Below are 17,272 nucleotides of genomic sequence, written 5' to 3' on the forward strand. Positions count from 1 at the left end.
GCTGACGGCCCCGCCGCTCCGTCGTCCCGGCCCTCGTGCCGCGTCGCCCGACCGAGAGGGATCCCACCGTGCCCGAGGGCCATTCCGTCCACCGCATCGCCAACCAGTTCGAGCAGACCTTCGTCGGCAGCCGCTGCGAGGTGAGCTCGCCGCAGGGGCGCTTCGCCGCGGGGGCCGAGAAGCTCGACGGCGCGACCATGGTCGACGCCAAGGCGGTGGGCAAGCAGATGTTCCTGGAGTTCGACAACGGGCTCTGGCTGCACGTGCACCTCGGCCTCTACGGCGCGTGGGACTTCGCGGGCGACATCGCGACCGGGCACTCGATGGCCGAGTCACGCACCCGCCGGGCCCGCACGCGCAAGGCCGAGGCCACGCCCGACGACGACGGCGAGGACTCGATGTCGAGCATCGGGGCGCCCCGCCGCAGCCGGGTGCGCATGGCCGAGCAGGAGAAGGCGGAGGACGACATCGAGTCGTTCCCGCCCGAGCCGGTCGGCCAGGTGCGCGTCCGCCTGCTCACGGACGCGGTGGTCGGCGACCTGCGCGGCCCGACGAAGTGCGAGGTGCTCGACGACGAGGGCGTCGCGGCCGCGATCGCGAAGCTCGGGCCCGACCCGCTCGTCGACGGCCCCAAGAAGGGCAGCGACCGCTTCGTCGCGACGGTGCGGAAGAAGCGCACGCCGATCGGCCTGCTGCTGATGGACCAGTCGGTCGTCAGCGGCATCGGCAACATCTACCGGGCCGAGCTGCTGTTCCGCGCCCGGCTCGACCCGCACACGCCCGGGAACCAGGTGCCCGAGGACGTCCTGCGGGCCCTGTACAAGGACTGGACGAAGTTGCTGAAGAGCGGAGTCGAGCTCGGCCAGATGATGACGATGGACGGCCTCACGAAGGCCCAGCACGCGAAGGCGCTGCGCAGCCGCGCCGACCGACACTGGGTCTACCACCGCGAGGGCCTGCCGTGCCGCGTCTGCGGGACGAACATCGTCATGGAGATGGCCGCGGGCCGCAAGCTCTACTGGTGCCCGACCGACCAGGTGTGACGCGCCTCCTGTGGCAGTGTTCTCGCATGAGGCACACCCCCCACTTCGTCCTGTCCGACGTCGACGAGGTGAAGCGGCTCGTCCGTGAGAACCCGTGGGCGACGATCGTGTCGTCGACCGCGGCGGGCATCGTCGCCTCGCACTACCCGGTGGTGCTCGAGGACGACCCTGCCGACCCCGACGCGATCGTGCTGGTGAGCCACGTCGGGCGCCCGGACGAGCGCTCCCACGAGCTCGGCGAGCACGAGGTGATGGTGATCGTCCAGGGCCCGCACGGCTACGTGTCGCCGGCCTGGTACCCGGCCGAGCAGATCGTCCCCACCTGGAACCACGTCACCGCGCACCTCTGGGGCACGCCCGAGATCCTCTCGGCCGAGGAGAACTACCGCGTGCTCGGCGAGCTCGTCGACCACTTCGAGGCCGTCATGCCCGAGCCGGTCAGCCTCGAGCTCGACGAGGAGGGTGCTCGGCGCATGGCCCTCGGCACCGTGGGCATCCGCCTCCGGGTCGGACGGTTCGACGCCCGCGCGAAGCTCAGCCAGAACAAGGCGCCCGAGGTCGTCGACCGCATCGTCGCCGAGCTCGAGCACGGCGAGCACTACGCGCAGCCCGCGCTCGCCGCCGAGATGCGCCGGGTGCACGGCCGATGACGGGCCCCATCTCCGACCTCGGACCCGCGGAGGCGCGTCCCGTCCTCCTGAGGAACGCCCGCCTCACCGGCGTCCACGCCCCCGGCGACGCCGACCGGGTCGACGTGCTGCTCCGCGACGGGCACGTCGCGGTGATCGAGCCCTCCGCCGGGGTCGGCACGGCTGCCGACGTCGAGGTCGTGGACCTCGACGGCCGCTGGCTCGGCCCCGGGCTCTGGGACTCGCACGTGCACATGGACCAGTGGGCGCTCGTCCGCCGTCGCCTCGACGTGTCGTCGGCCCGGTCCGCCGCCGAGGCCGCGTCGCTCGTGGGGGAGCGGCTGCGGTCGAGGCCGCTCGCGCCCGGCCAGCCGCTCGTCGGCTACGGCTTCCAGGACGCGCTCTGGGCCGACGAGCCGACCCGTGCCCTCCTCGACGCGGTGAGCGGCGACGTGCCGGTCGTGCTCGTCAGCAAGGACCTCCACTCCGTCTGGCTCGACTCCCGCGCCCTCGCGGCGCACGGCCACGGCGACCACCCGACCGGGCTGCTGCGCGAGGCCGAGGCCTTCGCGGTCAGCACGGCCGTCAGCGCCGTCTCCGAGCGGCAGCTCGACGAGTGGGTGGGCGAGGCCGCCCGGGCCGCGGCCGCGCGCGGCGTCGTCGGCATCGTCGACCTCGAGATGACGTTCTCCGTCGACCGCTGGGCACGGCGCGTGGCCGCCGGCACGACGTCGCTGCGGGTGCGGGCGGGCGTCTACCCGCAGGACCTCGACGAGGCGATCGCGCGGGGCCTGCGCACCGGCGACGTCGTCCCCGGCACGGACGGCCTCGTCACGGTCGGCCCCGCGAAGGTCATCACCGACGGCTCGCTCGGCACGCGGACGGCGTGGTGCCACGACCCGTACGTCGGCACCGAGGGCGACCCCGGGGCGCACGGCGTGGCCACCTACGACCGGGAGGCGCTCGTCGCGCACCTGAGGCGCGCCTCCTCGGCGGGCCTGGTCCCCGCGGTGCACGCCATCGGCGACGCGGCGAACGCGTCGGCCCTCGACGCCCTCGAGGAGGTCGGCTGCGGCGGGTCGATCGAGCACGCGCAGCTGCTCGACCCGGCCGACCTCGCCCGGTTCGCACGGCTGGGGATCGTCGCGAGCGTGCAGCCCGAGCACGCCATGGACGACCGCGACGTCGCCGACCGGCTGTGGGCCGGCCGCACCGGGCGTTCGTACGCGTGGGAGAGCCTCGCGGCGGCGGGCGTGCGGCTGCAGCTGGGGTCCGACGCCCCGGTCGCGCCGCTCGACCCCTGGGTCGCGATCGCCGCCGCCGTCTGGCGTGCCCGGGACGGCCGCGACCCGTGGCACCCCGAGCAGCGGATCGCGGCCCGCACCGCGCTCGCCGCGTCGACCGGGGGCCGGTCGCGGGTCGAGGCCGGCTCCGTCGCGGACCTCGTCGTCACCGAGGCCGACCCACTGACGGCCACCGACGCCGAGCTGCGGAGCCTCGTCGTCTCGGCGACCCTGCTCGCCGGCCGCTTCACCCACCGGGCGCTCTGAGGGCGGTCGCCCCGCACGCGACGACGGCCGCCGCCCCGAGGGGCAGCGGCCGTCGTCCTCGGTCGGGGTGCGTCGCTCAGCCGGCGACGTGCGCGGCGAGGAACCATCGGTCCTTCTCGAGGCCGCGGGAGATCTCGATGGCGACGTCCTGGCTCGAGGCGTCGAGCTCGCCGAGCTCGTCGATCGCCTCGCGGACGGCGACGAGCGAGGCGTCGATCTGGGCGACCAGCTCGGCGATCGTCACGTCGATCTGGTTGAAGCCGGGCGAGGTCGGGGGGATGACCGTCTTGGCGGCGACGGTCTCGATGCGGCCGTCGACGGGGAGGCCGAGGGCGACGACGCGCTCGGCGGCCAGGTCGGCCCACTCGCGGGCGTGGTCGACGACCACGTCGATGAGCTCGTGCACGGCGACGAACGCGATGCCGCGCACGTGCCAGTGCGCCTGCTTGCCGTTGACGGACAGCGCGGTCATGTCGGTGACGATCTGGCTGAGGAACTGGGCGACGCCGGCGGCGACGTCGGGGTCGACGGAACCCTGGGGGACGGTGCGGGTGATGTCGGTCATGACGTGTCCTTTCCTAGACGATGGAGGCAACGCTAGACGTCCTGCAGGATTCCGCAACGAAGCTGAGGCTCCGCTCACTGAGGTGAGGCTGGGCTCACCGGCCCGGCGCGCAGAGGGGGGGAAACCCCACCACGGGTCCGGGCGCTGGCACCATGGGACCCGAGCGCGCCTCCGGCCAGGCTCGTACCCATGATCCAGGAGACCCCCATCAGCGCACCGACGAACCCCTACGCCTCGCGCCCCGCGCAACCCGGCGGCTACCGGCGGCGGTGGCGCGAGCTGCCGCGCGAGCTCGGCTACGTCGGCCTCTCGGCGGTGCTCGTGGTCGTGGTCGGCGGCGCGGCCTCCCTCTTCTTCGACGCGCTCGGCACCGCCGACAGCTCGTTCGCCGCGATCCTCTTCGTGGGCGTCGTCGTCTTCTCCGCCCTCTGGCTCGCACGCTGGTTCGGCACCTTCGAGGTCGTCCGGCTCCGGTGGGCGATCGACCGGCCGGTGCGCCCCGTCGACTGGACGCCCAACACCCACTGGGGCCGCAGCAGCTCGAAGCTCGTCCGTGCCCTGTCGGCCGTCGCGAACCCGCACTACTGGCTCTACCTCCTCTACGGCGTCGTGGTCTTCCCCGTCGTCGCCGGCTTCACGACCTTCGTCCTCGTCGCCGTCGTGGCGGGCCCCGTCGCCCTCGTCGCCGTCGGCGTCGCCGTCGCCGCGGGGGTGCCCGAGGGCGTCGGGCTCAACGTGCACACCGCGGTCAGCAGCGGCCTCGGGCTCGTCGCGTTCTTCTTCGGGGCCGTGGTGCTGGCCGGTGCCGCCCTGTTGCTCCCGTTCCTCACGCACGGCTTCGTCGTCATGCACCACGCGATCGCGGCCGCGATGCTCGGCGGCTTCCGCTCCGATCAGCTCGCCGTCGAGCTGGCCGACCGCGAGATCTCGCGCACGGCCGCGCTGTCGGCCGAGGGAACGGCCCTGCGGCGGCTCGAGCGCGACATCCACGACGGTCCCCAGCAGCGGCTGGTGCGCCTCCAGATGGACCTCGCCGCGGCGTCCCGCGCCGTCGACGCCGACCCCGAGAAGAGCAAGGCCCTCATCGAGGAGGCGCGGGCCCAGTCCCGAGAGGCCCTGGAAGAGCTGCGCGCCCTGTCCCGCGGCTTCGCCCCGCCCCTCCTGCTCGACCGCGGCCTCCTCGCCGCCCTGGAGTCGCTCGTCGACCGCGCCGTGATCCCCACCACGCTGCTGAACCGGGTGCCCGCCCACGTCGTCGTGCCCGCCGACATCGAGCGCAACGCCTACTTCATCTCGTCGGAGCTCGTGACGAACATCGGCAAGCACTCCGGCGCGGCCACGGCCGACGTCGTGCTGCGCACCCGCACGGCCCCCGACGGCCTCGGCACCCTGCTCGAGCTGGTCGTGACGGACGACGGCCAGGGCGGCGCCGGGCTCCGCGACGGGCACGGGCTCGCCGGGGTGCAGGAGCGCCTCGTGGGCCTCGGCGGCTTCCTCGACATCTCGAGCCCGACGGGCGGGCCGACCATCGTGACGGTGAGCATCCCGCTCCACCCCGCTCCCGTGCCGTCGGACGACCCCACGCCCGACGACGCCGGGGCTGCCAGACTGGCCGGATGACCGACGGCTCCCTCGACACCGACCTCCGCGTGGTCGTCGCCGACGACTCCGTCCTCCTCCGGGAGGGCCTCGTGCGGCTGCTCGACGAGATCGGGGTCGACGTCGTGGGCGCCTACGCCGACGCCGACTCGCTGCTCGCCGACCTCGACGGGCTCGCGGCGGACGTCGCCGTGCTCGACGTCCGCATGCCCCCGACCCACACCGACGAGGGCGTGCGCGCCGCGATCGAGATCCGTCGCCGGGCGCCGCGCACGGCGATCCTGCTGCTGTCCCAGTACGTCGAGGTCGCCTACGCCCGCGACCTGCTCGAGGCGGGCTCCGGCGGCGTCGGCTACCTGCTGAAGGACCGGATCGCCTCGATCGACGAGTTCCGCGACGCCCTCGGCCGGGTGGCCGGCGGGGGGACGGTGCTCGACCCGCAGGTGGTGTCGCAGCTGCTCGGGCGTCGGGGCGACCCGCTGCAGGCGCTGACGCCGCGCGAGCGCGAGGTTCTCACGCTGATGGCCGAGGGCCGGACGAACGGCGCCATCGCCGCGCAGCTCGTCATCGGCACGGGCGCCGTCGAGAAGAACGTGACGTCGATCTTCCAGAAGCTCCTGCTGGAGGACAGCGGGAGCGACCACCGTCGGGTGCTCGCGGTGCTGGCGTACCTGCAGCGGTGACGGGCGCGGCCGGGCCTCACCGCGCCTCCGGCCGGGCCGGCGTGGCCGCGGTCAGCTGCCGGTGACGACGCCCTCGCCGCCGGCGACCGGGTCGCTCGTGGCCGCATCGGTCGGGGCCGCGTCGGAGGCGCGTCGACCGACGTCGAGGATCGCCTCCCGCAGGCCCGTCCCCAGCAGGCGGTAACCGCTCGTCGTGGGGTGGACGCCGTCGTCGGTCGTGCCGCGGGCGAAGACCGCCCCGTCGCGAGCGAAGCCCCACGGGTCGACGAAGGTGTGGTCGGTCGTCGCGACCCAGCGCTCGAGGTCGGCCTCGTACCGGAGGGCGGCGACCGGCGAGCGGTCGTAGGGCGGGATGGCCGCGATCACGACGTGCCGGGCGTCGATCGTGTCGATGATCGACTCGTACGAGGAGCGGGAGTCGGCGAACGAGATCTGCCGCCGCACGTCGTTGGTGCCCGACATGAGCACGAGCACGTCGACGTCGGCGATCGGGCGCACCGCCGCCGCCTGCTCCTGCACGGTGCTGCCGCCCTTGGCCCAGCCGCCGACGTAGTCGACGCCGTCGCCCTGCGCGTAGGTCATCCACGTGTCGGCGTCGAGCCCGTCGCTGAGCAGGCGACCGCCGCCCGCCGTCAGCGAGTCGCCGACGATCGCGACGCGGAGGCCCGTCGTCGCGGGGGCGGCCGACGCCGCGGCCTGGGGCTCGCCGGTCGGCAGGGAGCCGGGGGAGGCGGTGGTCGCCTGGCCGGCACAGCCGACGAGCGCGACGGCGAGGGCCGCCCCCGTCAGAGCGACCCGTGCGATCGTCGCCCGTCCCATGGGGACGATCATGCCGCACCCCGGGGGCGACTCCGACCACCGGAGGGATGATCGTCGGGCTACCCCGGGAGGAGGCGCGCGGGCGAGGACGACGACGGTGCGTCGTGCGGGGAGGGACGGCGGTGCGTCGTGCGTGGAGGGGATGACGGGAATCGAACCCGCGCCATCAGTTTGGAAAACTGAGGCTCTACCATTGAGCTACATCCCCGGAGCGGCCGAGCCGCACGGGTGTCTCCCAGTGTAAACCATGTCGCGCGACCGCTCAGTCACGGGCCGTCGTGGTCGGCTAGACTCTCACCGGCCTGTTCCCACCCGACCTCAACGGGAGCCACGGGGCAGGCCGAGCCAGGTGATGCACGGGGCGTAGCGTAGTGGCTAGCGCGTCCGTTTTGGGGGCGGAAGATCGCAGGTTCGAGTCCTGTCGCCCCGACGTCCTCTATCCCGCTGTCTCGGATGCGAGACCAGCGCCACCAACACAGGAGAAGCCCCACATTGGTCCAGACCACGGTTGAGAAGCTCAGCCCCACGCGCGTCAAGCTCAACATCGTCGTCACCCCCGACGAGCTGAAGCCCAGCGTCACGCACGCCTACGGTCACATCGCCGAGTCGATCAACATCCCCGGCTTCCGCAAGGGCAAGGTGCCGCCGCCCATCATCGACCAGCGCGTCGGCCGCGAAGAGGTCCTGAACCACGCGGTCAGCGAGAGCCTCGACAAGTTCTACCGCGAGGCCGTCACCGAGACCGAGATCCGCGTCCTCGGCCGTCCCGAGGCCGACGTCGTCGAGTGGCCCGACGTGAAGGACTTCTCCGGCGACCTCAAGATCGCCGTCGAGGTCGACGTGCGTCCCGAGTTCGACCTCCCCGCCTACGACGGCATCGAGCTCACGGTCGACACCGTCGAGATCACCGACGACGAGGTCGACGAAGAGCTCTCGAACCTCCGCACGCGCTTCGGCACGCTCGTCACGGTCGACCGTCCCGCCACCACGGGCGACTTCGCCCAGATCGACCTCACCGCCACGATCGGCGACGACGAGGTCGACACGGCCAAGGGCATCTCGTACGAGCTCGGCTCGGGCGAGCTGATCGAGGGCATCGACGAGGCGCTCGAGTCGCTGACCGCCGGCGAGTCGACCACCTTCGAGTCGAAGCTGCTCGGCGGCGACCGCGAGGGCGAGACCGCCCTGATCGCCGTCACCGTCACCGCCGTCAAGGAGCGCGAGCTGCCCGAGGCCGACGACGACTTCGCCCAGATCGCCAGCCAGTTCGACACCATCGACGAGCTCAAGGGCGACCTCAAGGAGCAGCTCGCCAAGTCGAAGACCTTCGGCCAGGGCGCCCAGGCGCGCGACCAGGTCGTCGAGAAGCTCCTCGAGGCCGTCGAGATCCCCGTCCCCGAGAAGCTCGTCGAGGACGAGGTGCACCGTCACCTCGAGCAGGAGAACCGCCTCGAGGACGAGGAGCACCGCGCCGAGGTCAAGGAGAGCAGCGAGAAGGCCTTCCGCAACCAGATCCTCCTCGACGCGATCGCCGAGAAGGAAGAGGTCAAGGTCGAGCAGGACGAGCTCACCCAGTACCTGATCCAGGGCGCCGCCCAGTACGGCATGGAGCCCGGCGAGTTCATCAAGGTCCTCGACCAGAACGGCCAGATCCCCGCCATGGTCGGCGAGGTGGCGCGCAGCAAGGCGCTGGCCGTCGTCCTGTCGAAGGCCACGGTCGTCGACGGCGAGGGCGCGGCGGTCGACCTGTCGGCCTTCACCGCCACGGCCGGCGTCGGCGGCGACGACGACCACGCGGGGCACGACCACGCGTAGGTCGTCCTGACGACGAGGGCCGGGTGCGAGATCGCACCCGGCCCTCCGTCGTCCGGGGGCGGTGCCGGGCAGCTGCCCGGCGCCTCCTCGGCCGCTCGTCGGCGGTGCGCCCGAGACTCGGTATTGCCGTGGGCGAACACCCCGGACCGCTTGCGTTGCACCCGATAGGTTCGACACCAAGCGACAACGAATGGGAGCTCCACCATGGCCGACGTGACACTGCCCAACAGTGTTTTTGACCGACTGCTCAAAGACCGCATCATCTGGCTCGGTTCCGAGGTGCGGGACGAGAACGCCAACGAGATCGCAGCGAAGCTCCTTCTCCTCGCCGCCGAGGACAGCGAGAAGGACATCTACCTCTACATCAACTCGCCCGGCGGGTCGATCACGGCCGGCATGGCGATCTACGACGCCATGGAGTTCGTGCCGAACGACATCGTCACCGTCGGCATCGGCATGGCCGCGTCGATGGGTCAGCTGCTGCTGACCGCGGGCACCAAGGGCAAGCGGTACATCACCCCGAACGCCCGCGTCCTGCTGCACCAGCCGCACGGCGGCTTCGGCGGCACCTCGTCCGACATCCAGACGCAGGCCCAGCTCATCCTCTCGATGAAGCAGCGCCTCGCCGAGATCACGGCGGCCCAGACGGGCAAGAGCGTCGAGCAGATCAACGAGGACGGCGACCGCGACCGCTGGTTCACGGCGGAAGAGGCCCTCGAGTACGGCTTCGTCGACCACATCCGCGGCTCGGCCACCGACGTCGTCGGCGGCGCCGGCACCGACCAGTCGTAGCCGAACCCTCCCCGATCGTCAGCAGAGAAAGAGACAGACTCATGGAACTCCCGATGATGGGCGGCGCGGGCCGACTGCAGACCCCCAGCTCCCGGTACATCCTCCCCAGCTTCGAAGAGCGCACGGCCTACGGCTACAAGCGCCAGGACCCGTACGCCAAGCTGTTCGAGGACCGCATCGTCTTCCTCGGCGTGCAGGTCGACGACGCCTCGGCGGACGACATCATGGCCCAGCTGCTCGTGCTCGAGAGCATGGACCCCGACCGCGACATCACGCTCTACATCAACTCGCCCGGCGGCTCGTTCACGGCCATGACGGCGATCTACGACACGATGCAGTACATCCGTCCCGAGATCCAGACGGTGTGCCTCGGCCAGGCGGCCTCGGCCGCGGCCGTGCTGCTCGCGGCCGGCCAGCCCGGCAAGCGCCTGGCGCTGCCGAACGCCCGGGTGCTCATCCACCAGCCGTCCACCGGCGGCAGCGGCGGCGGACAGGCGTCCGACATCGAGATCCAGGCGGCCGAGGTGCTCCGCATGCGCACCTGGCTCGAGGAGACGCTGTCGAAGCACTCGAACAAGACGCCGCAGGAGGTCAACCGCGACATCGAGCGCGACAACATCCTCGGCGCCGACGAGGCGCTCGCCTACGGTCTCGTCGACCAGGTGCTCACCTCGCGCAAGAACCAGCCGGCGCTCACGCGCTGACGCCGCGCGGCCTCCACGCCGCGCACCTCGAGGCCCCGGGCGGACGCCCGGGGCCTCGTCGCGTCCGGCGCAGGCGCGAATGGCCGGGCGGGGGTCCGTGAGTGTCGGGGGATCGGGTTAGGCTCGGTGGACGGCGTCCGACAGGGGGCGTCGACGAGCGACAGGGAGGCCGGGCATGGCACGCATCGGTGAGAGCGCGGATCTTCTCAAGTGCTCGTTCTGCGGCAAGAGCCAGAAGCAGGTCCAGCAGCTGATCGCGGGCCCCGGCGTGTACATCTGCGACGAGTGCGTCGAGCTGTGCAACGAGATCATCGAAGAGCGACTGGCCGAGGCCGGCGAAGAGCCCGCGAGCGAGTTCGACCTGCCCAAGCCGCGCGAGATCTACTCCTTCCTGGAGGAGTACGTCATCGGGCAGGACGCCGCCAAGCGCGCGCTCTCGGTGGCCGTCTACAACCACTACAAGCGCATCCGCGCCGCCTCGACCCTCACCGCCGCCGAGTCGCTGGCCGACGAGGTCGAGATCTCGAAGTCGAACATCCTGCTGATCGGCCCGACGGGCTGCGGCAAGACCTACCTGGCCCAGACCCTCGCGAAGCGCCTCAACGTGCCGTTCGCCGTCGCCGACGCGACCGCCCTCACCGAGGCCGGCTACGTCGGCGAGGACGTCGAGAACATCCTCCTCAAGCTGATCCAGGCCGCCGACTACGACGTCAAGCGGGCCGAGACCGGCATCATCTACATCGACGAGATCGACAAGATCGCGCGCAAGGCCGAGAACCCGTCGATCACCCGCGACGTCTCGGGCGAGGGCGTGCAGCAGGCCCTGCTCAAGATCCTCGAGGGCACCGTCGCGTCCGTGCCCCCGCAGGGCGGGCGCAAGCACCCCCACCAGGAGTTCATCCAGGTCGACACGACGAACGTGCTCTTCATCGTCGCGGGCGCCTTCGCCGGTCTCGAGGACATCATCAGCAACCGGGCCGGCAAGCGCGGCATCGGCTTCGGCGCCCCGTTGCACAGCAAAGAAGACGAGGCGGCGCTGTTCAGCGAGGTCCTGCCCGAAGACCTGCACAAGTTCGGGCTGATCCCCGAGTTCATCGGCCGCCTTCCCGTCGTCACCACGGTGACGCAGCTCGACCAGGCCGCCCTCATGCAGATCCTCACCGAGCCGAAGAACGCCCTGGTGCGCCAGTACCAGCGCATGTTCGAGATCGACGGCGTCGAGCTCGAGTTCGACACCGAGGCCCTCGAGGCGATCGCCGACCTGGCCGTCCTCCGCCAGACGGGTGCGCGAGGCCTGCGTGCCATCCTCGAAGAGGTCCTCGGGCCGATCATGTTCGACGTGCCCTCCGACGACACGGTCGGGCGCGTGGTCGTCACCCGGGCCTCCGTCATGGAGAACGCGGCACCGACGATCGTGCCGCGCATCACCGAAGAGCGCATCGACAAGTCCGCGTAGCCGGCGGGCGTCGGGACGACGACCCCGCTCGAGAGAGCGGGCGGGTCGTCACCGGCGAGGAGGCTCGCTAGGGTCGGGCGCATGAGCGAGCGCCCCGAGACCCCCGCCCGGTACACCCACGGCCACCACGAGAGCGTGCTGCGCAGCCACACGTGGCGGACGGTCGACAACAGCGCCGCGTACCTGGCGCCGCTGCTCCGGCCGGGCCGGTCGCTGCTCGACGTGGGGTCGGGCCCGGGCACGATCACCGTCGACCTGGCCGACCGGCTCGCCCCCGGTCGCGTCGTCGGGGTGGACTCGGCCTCCGTCGTCGTCGAGCAGGCGACGGCCCTGGCCCGAGAGCGCGGCGTCGAGAACGTCGAGTTCGTCACGGCCGACCTGTACGCGCTGCCCTTCGACGACGACACGTTCGACGTCGTCCACGCGCACCAGGTGCTCCAGCACGTCGGCGACCCGGTCGCCGCGCTCCGCGAGATGCGGCGGGTGGCCGTGCCCGGCGGTGTCGTCGCGGCGCGCGAGGTCGACTACCACGGCGTCGTCTGGGCTCCGGAGTCGCCCGGCCTCGAGCGGTGGATGGACGTCTACCAGCAGGTGCACCGCGGCAACGGCGGCGAGCCCGACGCCGGCAGGCGCCTGCGCGGGTGGGCGCTCGAGGCGGGCCTGACCGACGTCGTGAGCAGCGCCTCCGTGTGGTGCTTCGCCTCGGACGAGGAGCGTGCGTGGTGGGGGGACAGCTGGGCCGCGCGGGCGACGCAGTCGGCGTTCCACGGCGACGCGATCGGCAAGGGCGTGGCGACCGACGCCGAGCTGCGGGGCATCGCCGACGCGTGGCTCGCGTGGCGCGACGCCCCGGACGGCACGCTGTTCATGCCGCACGGCGAGGTGCTCGCCCGGGCATGATCCGGGCGGGTCGGTCGGCGCGGGGCTAGTCGTCGGCGTCGAGCTCGCCGTCGACGGGCTCGTGCACGTGCGCCTCACCCGTGACGGCGTCGACCCGGATGACGGTCCCGTCGTCGAGCTCGACGACGGGCCGGTGCTCGAGCCACGTGAGGGTCCATCGCCACGACGAGGCGTCGACGCCCTGCTCGGCGAGCTCGCGCTCGACCTGGGCGACCGCCCCGACGACCGGGGCGGGGAGGGCGGCCGGCGCCGCGCCTCCCACGGCCCAGCGGGTGCCGAGCTGCATCAGGCGCCCGCCGCCGGGGCGACGGGAGCCGCTGCGGCCGGGGCCTCGGGCAGCTCGCCGAGCTCGATGCTCGCGACGGCGAGCGAGTCGCCCTCGACCAGCTCGAGCGACTGGATCTTGCCGACCGCGGCGAGGTCGGACATCGCGCCGCGCAGCACCTCGAGCTGGGCCGCCGGGGCCTGGATCGTCGCCTGCACGACGGGCGTCTTCTGCGACGCCTTCGCGTCGGACTTCGCCCGCCGGACTCCGATCAGCGCCTCGCCGACGAGCGCGAGCAGGCCGGAGGCGGGCGCCACGTCGCCGAGCTCGGCGACGGTCGGCCAGGCGGCCCGGTGCACCGAGTCGTCGTGCGTCCACGACCAGACCTCCTCCGTCGCGAAGGGCAGGTAGGGGGCGAGGAGGCGGAGCAGGCCGTCCAGGACCGTGCGGAGCGCCAGCACGGCCGAGGCCTGCTCGGCGGGGGTCGCGGCCCCGTACGCGCGCTCCTTGACGAGCTCGAGGTAGTCGTCGCAGAAGGTCCAGAAGAACTTCTCCGTCGCCTCGAGCGCGCGGGCGTGGTCGTAGGCCTCGAGGGCCTCGGTGGCGGTGGTCGCCACGGCGGCGAACTCGGCCACGAGGTCGCGGTCGAGCGGCTCGGTGATCGCGTGCTCGCCCGAGGGCAGCTCGAACGAGTACACGAACTTGGCGGCGTTCAGCACCTTGATCGCCAGGCGTCGGCCGATCTTGATCTGCTTCGGGTTCTGCGGGTCGAAGGCGGCGTCGGTGCCGAGCCGGCTCGAGGCCGCCCAGTAGCGCACCGCGTCCGAGCCGTGGTCGTCGAGCATCGCGGCCGGGGTGACGACGTTGCCCTTCGACTTCGACATCTTCTTGCGGTCGGGGTCGACGATGAAGCCGGAGATCGAGGCGTTCCGCCACGGCACCGTGCCGTGCTCGAGCTGCGACCGGAGGGCCGTCGAGAAGAGCCAGGTGCGGATGATGTCCTGGCCCTGCGGGCGCAGCGAGTACGGGAAGACGAGGTCGAACAGCTCGGGGTCGACCTCCCAGCCGCCGGCCAGCTGCGGGGTCAGCGACGAGGTGGCCCACGTGTCCATCACGTCGAGCTCGCCCTGGAAGCCGCCGGGCACGCCGCGCTGCGACTCGTCGTAGCCGGGGGCGGGGTCGCTCGAGGGGTCGACGGGAAGCGAGGCCTCGTCGGGCACGATGACGTCGTCGAAGACGGGGTTGCCGTCGGCGTCGAGGGGGTACCAGACCGGCAGGGGCACGCCGAAGAAGCGCTGGCGGGAGATGAGCCAGTCGCCGTTCAGGCCGTCGACCCAGTTCTCGTAGCGGACCCGCATGAAGTCGGGGTGGAAGCCCACCTGGCGACCGCGCTCGAGCAGCGACTGCTTCAGGGCCTCGTCGCGGGCCCCGTTGACGATGTACCACTGACGCGTCGAGACGATCTCGAGCGGCTTGTCGCCCTTCTCGAAGAACTTCACGGGGTGCGAGATCTTCCGGATCTCGCCGACGAGCTCGCCCGAGGCGGTCAGCTGCTCGACCACGGCCTGCTTCGCGCTGAAGACCGTCTTGCCGGCGAGCTGGGCGTAGGCCTCGCGGCCCGCCTCCGACTCGATCGCGGCGGGCGCCTCGCTGACGAACCGGCCGTCGAAGCCGATCACCGCGCGGTTGGGCAGTTGCAGCTCGCGCCACCAGACGACGTCGTTCGTGTCGCCGAAGGTGCAGACCATCGCGATGCCCGATCCCTTGTCGGGCTGCGCGAGCCGGTGCGCCAGGACGGGCACCTCGACGTCGAAGAGGGGGGAGCGGACCGTCGTGCCGAAGAGGGCCTGGTAGCGCTCGTCGTCGGGGTGGGCGACCAGGGCGACGCAGGCGGGGAGCAGCTCGGGGCGCGTCGTGTCGATGAGCACGTCGCCCTGGCCGTCGGTGCGGTGGAAGGCGAGCTTGTGGTAAGCCCCGGGCACCTCCTTGTCCTCCAGCTCGGCCTGCGCGACCGCGGTGCGGAAGGTGACGTCCCACAGCGTCGGGGCGTCGGCCTGGTACGCCTCGCCGCGGGCGAGGTTGCGGAGGAACGCCTTCTGCGCCATCGCCTGCGAGCGGTCGTCGATGGTGCGGTAGCTCTGGGTCCAGTCGACCGAGAGGCCGAGCTTCCGCCAGACGTCCTCGAACTGCTTCTCGTCCTCGACGGTGAGGCGCTCGCAGAGCTCGACGAAGTTGCGGCGCGAGATCGGCACCTGGTCGGCGGCCTTGGCGGACTTGCCGTCGCCGCCCTCGAAGGGAGGCGTGAAGTCGGCGTCGTAGGGCAGCGACGGGTCGCAGCGCACGCCGTAGAAGTTCTGCACGCGGCGCTCGGTCGGCAGGCCGTTGTCGTCCCAGCCCATCGGGTAGAAGACGCTCGCGCCGCGCATGCGCTCGAACCGCGCCTTGACGTCGGTGTGCGTATAGCTGAAGACGTGGCCGATGTGCAGGCTGCCCGACGCGGTCGGGGGCGGCGTGTCGATCGAGAACACGGAGGCGCGGGTCGCTTGGCCGCGGTCGAACCGGTAGGTGCCCGAGTCCTCCCACGACTGGCCCCAGCGGGCTTCGAGCCCCTCGAGAGCGGGCTTCTCGGGCATCGGTGACGTCATGGGGCACTCCGGTTCTGTGGACGGCGCCGTGTCGGTGGGGAGGCGCCTGGCTGTGGGACCGGGCCAGTCTACGCGCGGCCCGTCGTCGGGCACGGAAACCTGCGGTCAGGGCAGTGTTGCGGTGCCTGCACTGGAACTGACATGCCACTTGCTGTTAGTCTCGTTCGGTTTTTGCCCGACACCGCGGTCGTGCTCCGCCCGACAACCCGGAGGCATCCCATGTCAGCCAAGAAGCACCCGCCGAAGTCCACCCGACGCCAACTGACCACCGACGACGTCACCGTCGTCGAGGAGTCCATGCTCAAGCGCGCCGTCAGCGCCGCCGCCCTCGGCAACGCCATGGAGTGGTTCGACTTCGGCGTCTACGCCTACATCACCACGACGATCGCGCAGGTCTTCTTCCCGCCCGGCAACGACGCGCTCAACATCCTCTTCACCTTCGGCACCTTCACGGCCGCCTTCGTCGTCCGGCCCATCGGCGGTGCCTTCTTCGGCCCGCTCGGCGACCGCATCGGCCGCCAGAAGGTGCTGGCCATGACGATGATCCTCATGGCGGCGGGCACGCTCGCGATCGGCCTCATCCCGTCGTACGCGACCATCGGCATCTGGGCGCCGATCCTGCTGCTGCTGGCGCGCCTCCTGCAGGGGTTCTCGACCGGCGGGGAGTACGGCGGGGCGGCGACGTTCATCGCCGAGTACTCGCCCGACAAGCGGCGCGGCTTCATGGGCTCGTGGCTCGAGTTCGGCACCCTCGGCGGCTACGTGCTCGGCGCGTCGCTCGTCACGGCCCTGCAGCTCGGCCTGAGCGAGGAGGCGCTGCTCGGCTGGGGCTGGCGCATCCCGTTCATCGTCGCCGGGCCCCTCGGCCTGATCGGCCTCTACCTCCGCCTCAAGCTCGAGGAGACCCCCGCGTTCCAGAAGCAGCAGGCGGAGGCGTCGGAGCGCGAGCACCAGAAGGTGCCGTTCCTCACGCTGTTCCGCGAGAACTGGCGCGCCCTGATCGTCTGCGTCGGACTCGTGCTCGTCTTCAACGTGACCGACTACATGCTGCTCTCGTACATGCCGACCTACCTGTCGAACACCCTGGGCCGAGACGCGACGAGCGGGCTGCTGTTCATCATCGTCGTGATGGTGCTGATGATGCTCGTCATCACGTTCGGCGGGCGCCTCAGCGACCGCTTCGGTCGCCGGCCGGTGCTGTTCGCCGGCTGCATCGGGTTCCTGGTGCTGTCGTTCCCGGCGCTGCGCATGGTGCAGAGCGACAACGGCGTGCTCTCGTTCGCCGGCCTGCTCGTGCTCGGCCTCGTGCTCGTCACGTTCACGTCGACGATGCCCTCGACGCTGCCCGCGCTGTTCCCGACGATCATCCGCTACGGCGCCCTCGCCATCGCGTTCAACGTGTCCGTCTCGCTCTTCGGCGGCACGACGCCCCTCGCGACGGAGGCGCTGGTCGTCTGGGCGGAGGGCCGCGGCTTCGGCTGGGCGCACGACATCCCCGCGTTCTACCTCATGGCCGCCGCGGTCATCGGCCTCGTGGCCGTCTGGTTCACCAAGGAGACCGCGAACGAGCCGCTGCTCGGCTCCGGCCCGACCGTCGCCACCGACGACGAGGCCCGCGAGCTGATCGCCGCCTACTCGGACGAGTCGAGCGACGTCGCCAAGTCCGACTGGGCGCTCGCCTTCGCCGAGTCCGGGCCGATCACCGTCATCAAGCCCGACGCGCCCGCCGACGAGTCGGAGCCCGCCAAGGCCTGACGGGCCCGGCTCGACCGACGAGACCCCCCGGAGCCGCGCGCACCCCTGCGCG

The 17,272-nt window shown here is 71.9% G+C and carries 15 protein-coding genes and 2 tRNA genes; 12 read left to right on the forward strand and 5 right to left on the reverse strand.

The features are described 5' to 3' along the window. Positions 1–68: 68 nt before the first annotated feature. Genes EDF38_RS12165 through EDF38_RS12175 form a run of 3 tightly spaced genes read left to right on the forward strand, consistent with a single transcriptional unit; the run spans position 69 to position 3,222 of the window. Complete coding sequence (locus EDF38_RS12165) at positions 69–1,043, forward strand: Fpg/Nei family DNA glycosylase (protein ID WP_123355635.1); 975 nt, start codon at positions 69–71, stop codon at positions 1,041–1,043. Between the two features lie 26 nt (positions 1,044–1,069). Further along, complete coding sequence (locus tag EDF38_RS12170; protein ID WP_123355636.1) at positions 1,070–1,693, forward strand: FMN-binding negative transcriptional regulator; 624 nt, start codon at positions 1,070–1,072, stop codon at positions 1,691–1,693. Continuing rightward, positions 1,690–3,222, forward strand: coding sequence for an amidohydrolase (locus tag EDF38_RS12175; RefSeq protein ID WP_123355637.1), 1,533 nt, complete (start codon positions 1,690–1,692; stop codon positions 3,220–3,222). Before EDF38_RS12170 ends, EDF38_RS12175 begins: the two co-directional genes overlap by 4 nt. Positions 3,223–3,298: 76 nt before the next feature. On the opposite strand, the gene EDF38_RS12180 is transcribed toward EDF38_RS12175, so the two are convergent. Next, entirely contained in the window at positions 3,299–3,787 is a 489-nt protein-coding gene (locus EDF38_RS12180) for a Dps family protein (RefSeq protein ID WP_043597026.1), read from the reverse strand. A 189-nt stretch (positions 3,788–3,976) separates the two neighbouring features. Between EDF38_RS12180 and EDF38_RS12185 the strand changes: the two genes are divergently transcribed. Both EDF38_RS12185 and EDF38_RS12190 read left to right on the forward strand, forming a co-directional pair. Next, positions 3,977–5,407: a sensor histidine kinase gene (locus EDF38_RS12185; protein ID WP_123355638.1), complete on the forward strand. Its 1,431-nt coding sequence runs from the start codon at positions 3,977–3,979 to the stop codon at positions 5,405–5,407. After that, on the forward strand, positions 5,404–6,069 hold the full coding sequence (locus EDF38_RS12190) for a response regulator transcription factor (RefSeq protein WP_123356062.1): 666 nt from the start codon (positions 5,404–5,406) through the stop codon (positions 6,067–6,069). The genes EDF38_RS12185 and EDF38_RS12190 overlap by 4 nt, the downstream gene beginning before the upstream one ends. Positions 6,070–6,120: 51 nt before the next feature. Here EDF38_RS12190 and EDF38_RS12195 read toward each other — a convergent pair whose 3' ends face one another. Both EDF38_RS12195 and EDF38_RS12200 read right to left on the reverse strand, forming a co-directional pair. Then, positions 6,121–6,900, reverse strand: a complete 780-nt coding sequence (locus tag EDF38_RS12195) for an SGNH/GDSL hydrolase family protein (protein WP_123355639.1) — start codon at positions 6,898–6,900, stop codon at positions 6,121–6,123. 122 nt (positions 6,901–7,022) lie between these two features. Continuing rightward, positions 7,023–7,096: transfer RNA gene (locus EDF38_RS12200), tRNA-Gly, on the reverse strand. Between the two features lie 149 nt (positions 7,097–7,245). Here EDF38_RS12200 and EDF38_RS12205 point away from each other — a divergent pair. The 6 genes from EDF38_RS12205 (at position 7,246) to EDF38_RS12230 (ending at position 12,555) form a co-directional block, all read left to right on the forward strand. Next, positions 7,246–7,318, forward strand: a tRNA-Pro gene (locus EDF38_RS12205). A gap of 62 nt (positions 7,319–7,380) precedes the next feature. Further along, the gene (gene tig, locus EDF38_RS12210; RefSeq protein ID WP_233572419.1) at positions 7,381–8,703 is read left to right on the forward strand and encodes a trigger factor; all 1,323 of its coding nucleotides are present in this window, start codon (positions 7,381–7,383) and stop codon (positions 8,701–8,703) included. A 204-nt stretch (positions 8,704–8,907) separates the two neighbouring features. Then, positions 8,908–9,495 carry an ATP-dependent Clp protease proteolytic subunit gene (locus tag EDF38_RS12215; RefSeq protein WP_123355641.1) on the forward strand — a complete coding sequence of 196 codons (588 nt, stop codon included), beginning with the start codon at positions 8,908–8,910 and terminating at the stop codon, positions 9,493–9,495. Between the two features lie 41 nt (positions 9,496–9,536). Continuing rightward, positions 9,537–10,199: an ATP-dependent Clp protease proteolytic subunit gene (locus tag EDF38_RS12220; RefSeq protein WP_123355642.1), complete on the forward strand. Its 663-nt coding sequence runs from the start codon at positions 9,537–9,539 to the stop codon at positions 10,197–10,199. 175 nt (positions 10,200–10,374) lie between these two features. Continuing rightward, complete coding sequence (gene clpX, locus EDF38_RS12225) at positions 10,375–11,655, forward strand: ATP-dependent Clp protease ATP-binding subunit ClpX (protein WP_123355643.1); 1,281 nt, start codon at positions 10,375–10,377, stop codon at positions 11,653–11,655. An 81-nt stretch (positions 11,656–11,736) separates the two neighbouring features. Next, positions 11,737–12,555, forward strand: coding sequence for a methyltransferase domain-containing protein (locus EDF38_RS12230; RefSeq protein ID WP_123355644.1), 819 nt, complete (start codon positions 11,737–11,739; stop codon positions 12,553–12,555). Between the two features lie 25 nt (positions 12,556–12,580). Here EDF38_RS12230 and EDF38_RS12235 read toward each other — a convergent pair whose 3' ends face one another. Both EDF38_RS12235 and valS read right to left on the reverse strand, forming a co-directional pair. Continuing rightward, a complete protein-coding gene (locus EDF38_RS12235) occupies positions 12,581–12,841 on the reverse strand; it encodes a hypothetical protein (protein WP_123355645.1) in 261 nt (86 codons plus the stop codon). Further along, positions 12,841–15,465, reverse strand: coding sequence for a valine--tRNA ligase (gene valS / locus EDF38_RS12240; RefSeq protein ID WP_233572420.1), 2,625 nt, complete (start codon positions 15,463–15,465; stop codon positions 12,841–12,843). The genes EDF38_RS12235 and valS overlap by 1 nt, the downstream gene beginning before the upstream one ends. A 219-nt stretch (positions 15,466–15,684) precedes the next feature. On the opposite strand from valS, the gene proP reads away from it, so the two are divergent. After that, entirely contained in the window at positions 15,685–17,220 is a 1,536-nt protein-coding gene (gene proP, locus EDF38_RS12245; protein ID WP_123355647.1) for a glycine betaine/L-proline transporter ProP, read from the forward strand. The last annotated feature ends 52 nt before the right edge of the window (positions 17,221–17,272 follow it).

The sequence above is a fragment of the Frigoribacterium sp. PhB160 genome, from assembly GCF_003751785.1.
In the GTDB taxonomy this organism is placed as follows: domain Bacteria; phylum Actinomycetota; class Actinomycetes; order Actinomycetales; family Microbacteriaceae; genus Frigoribacterium.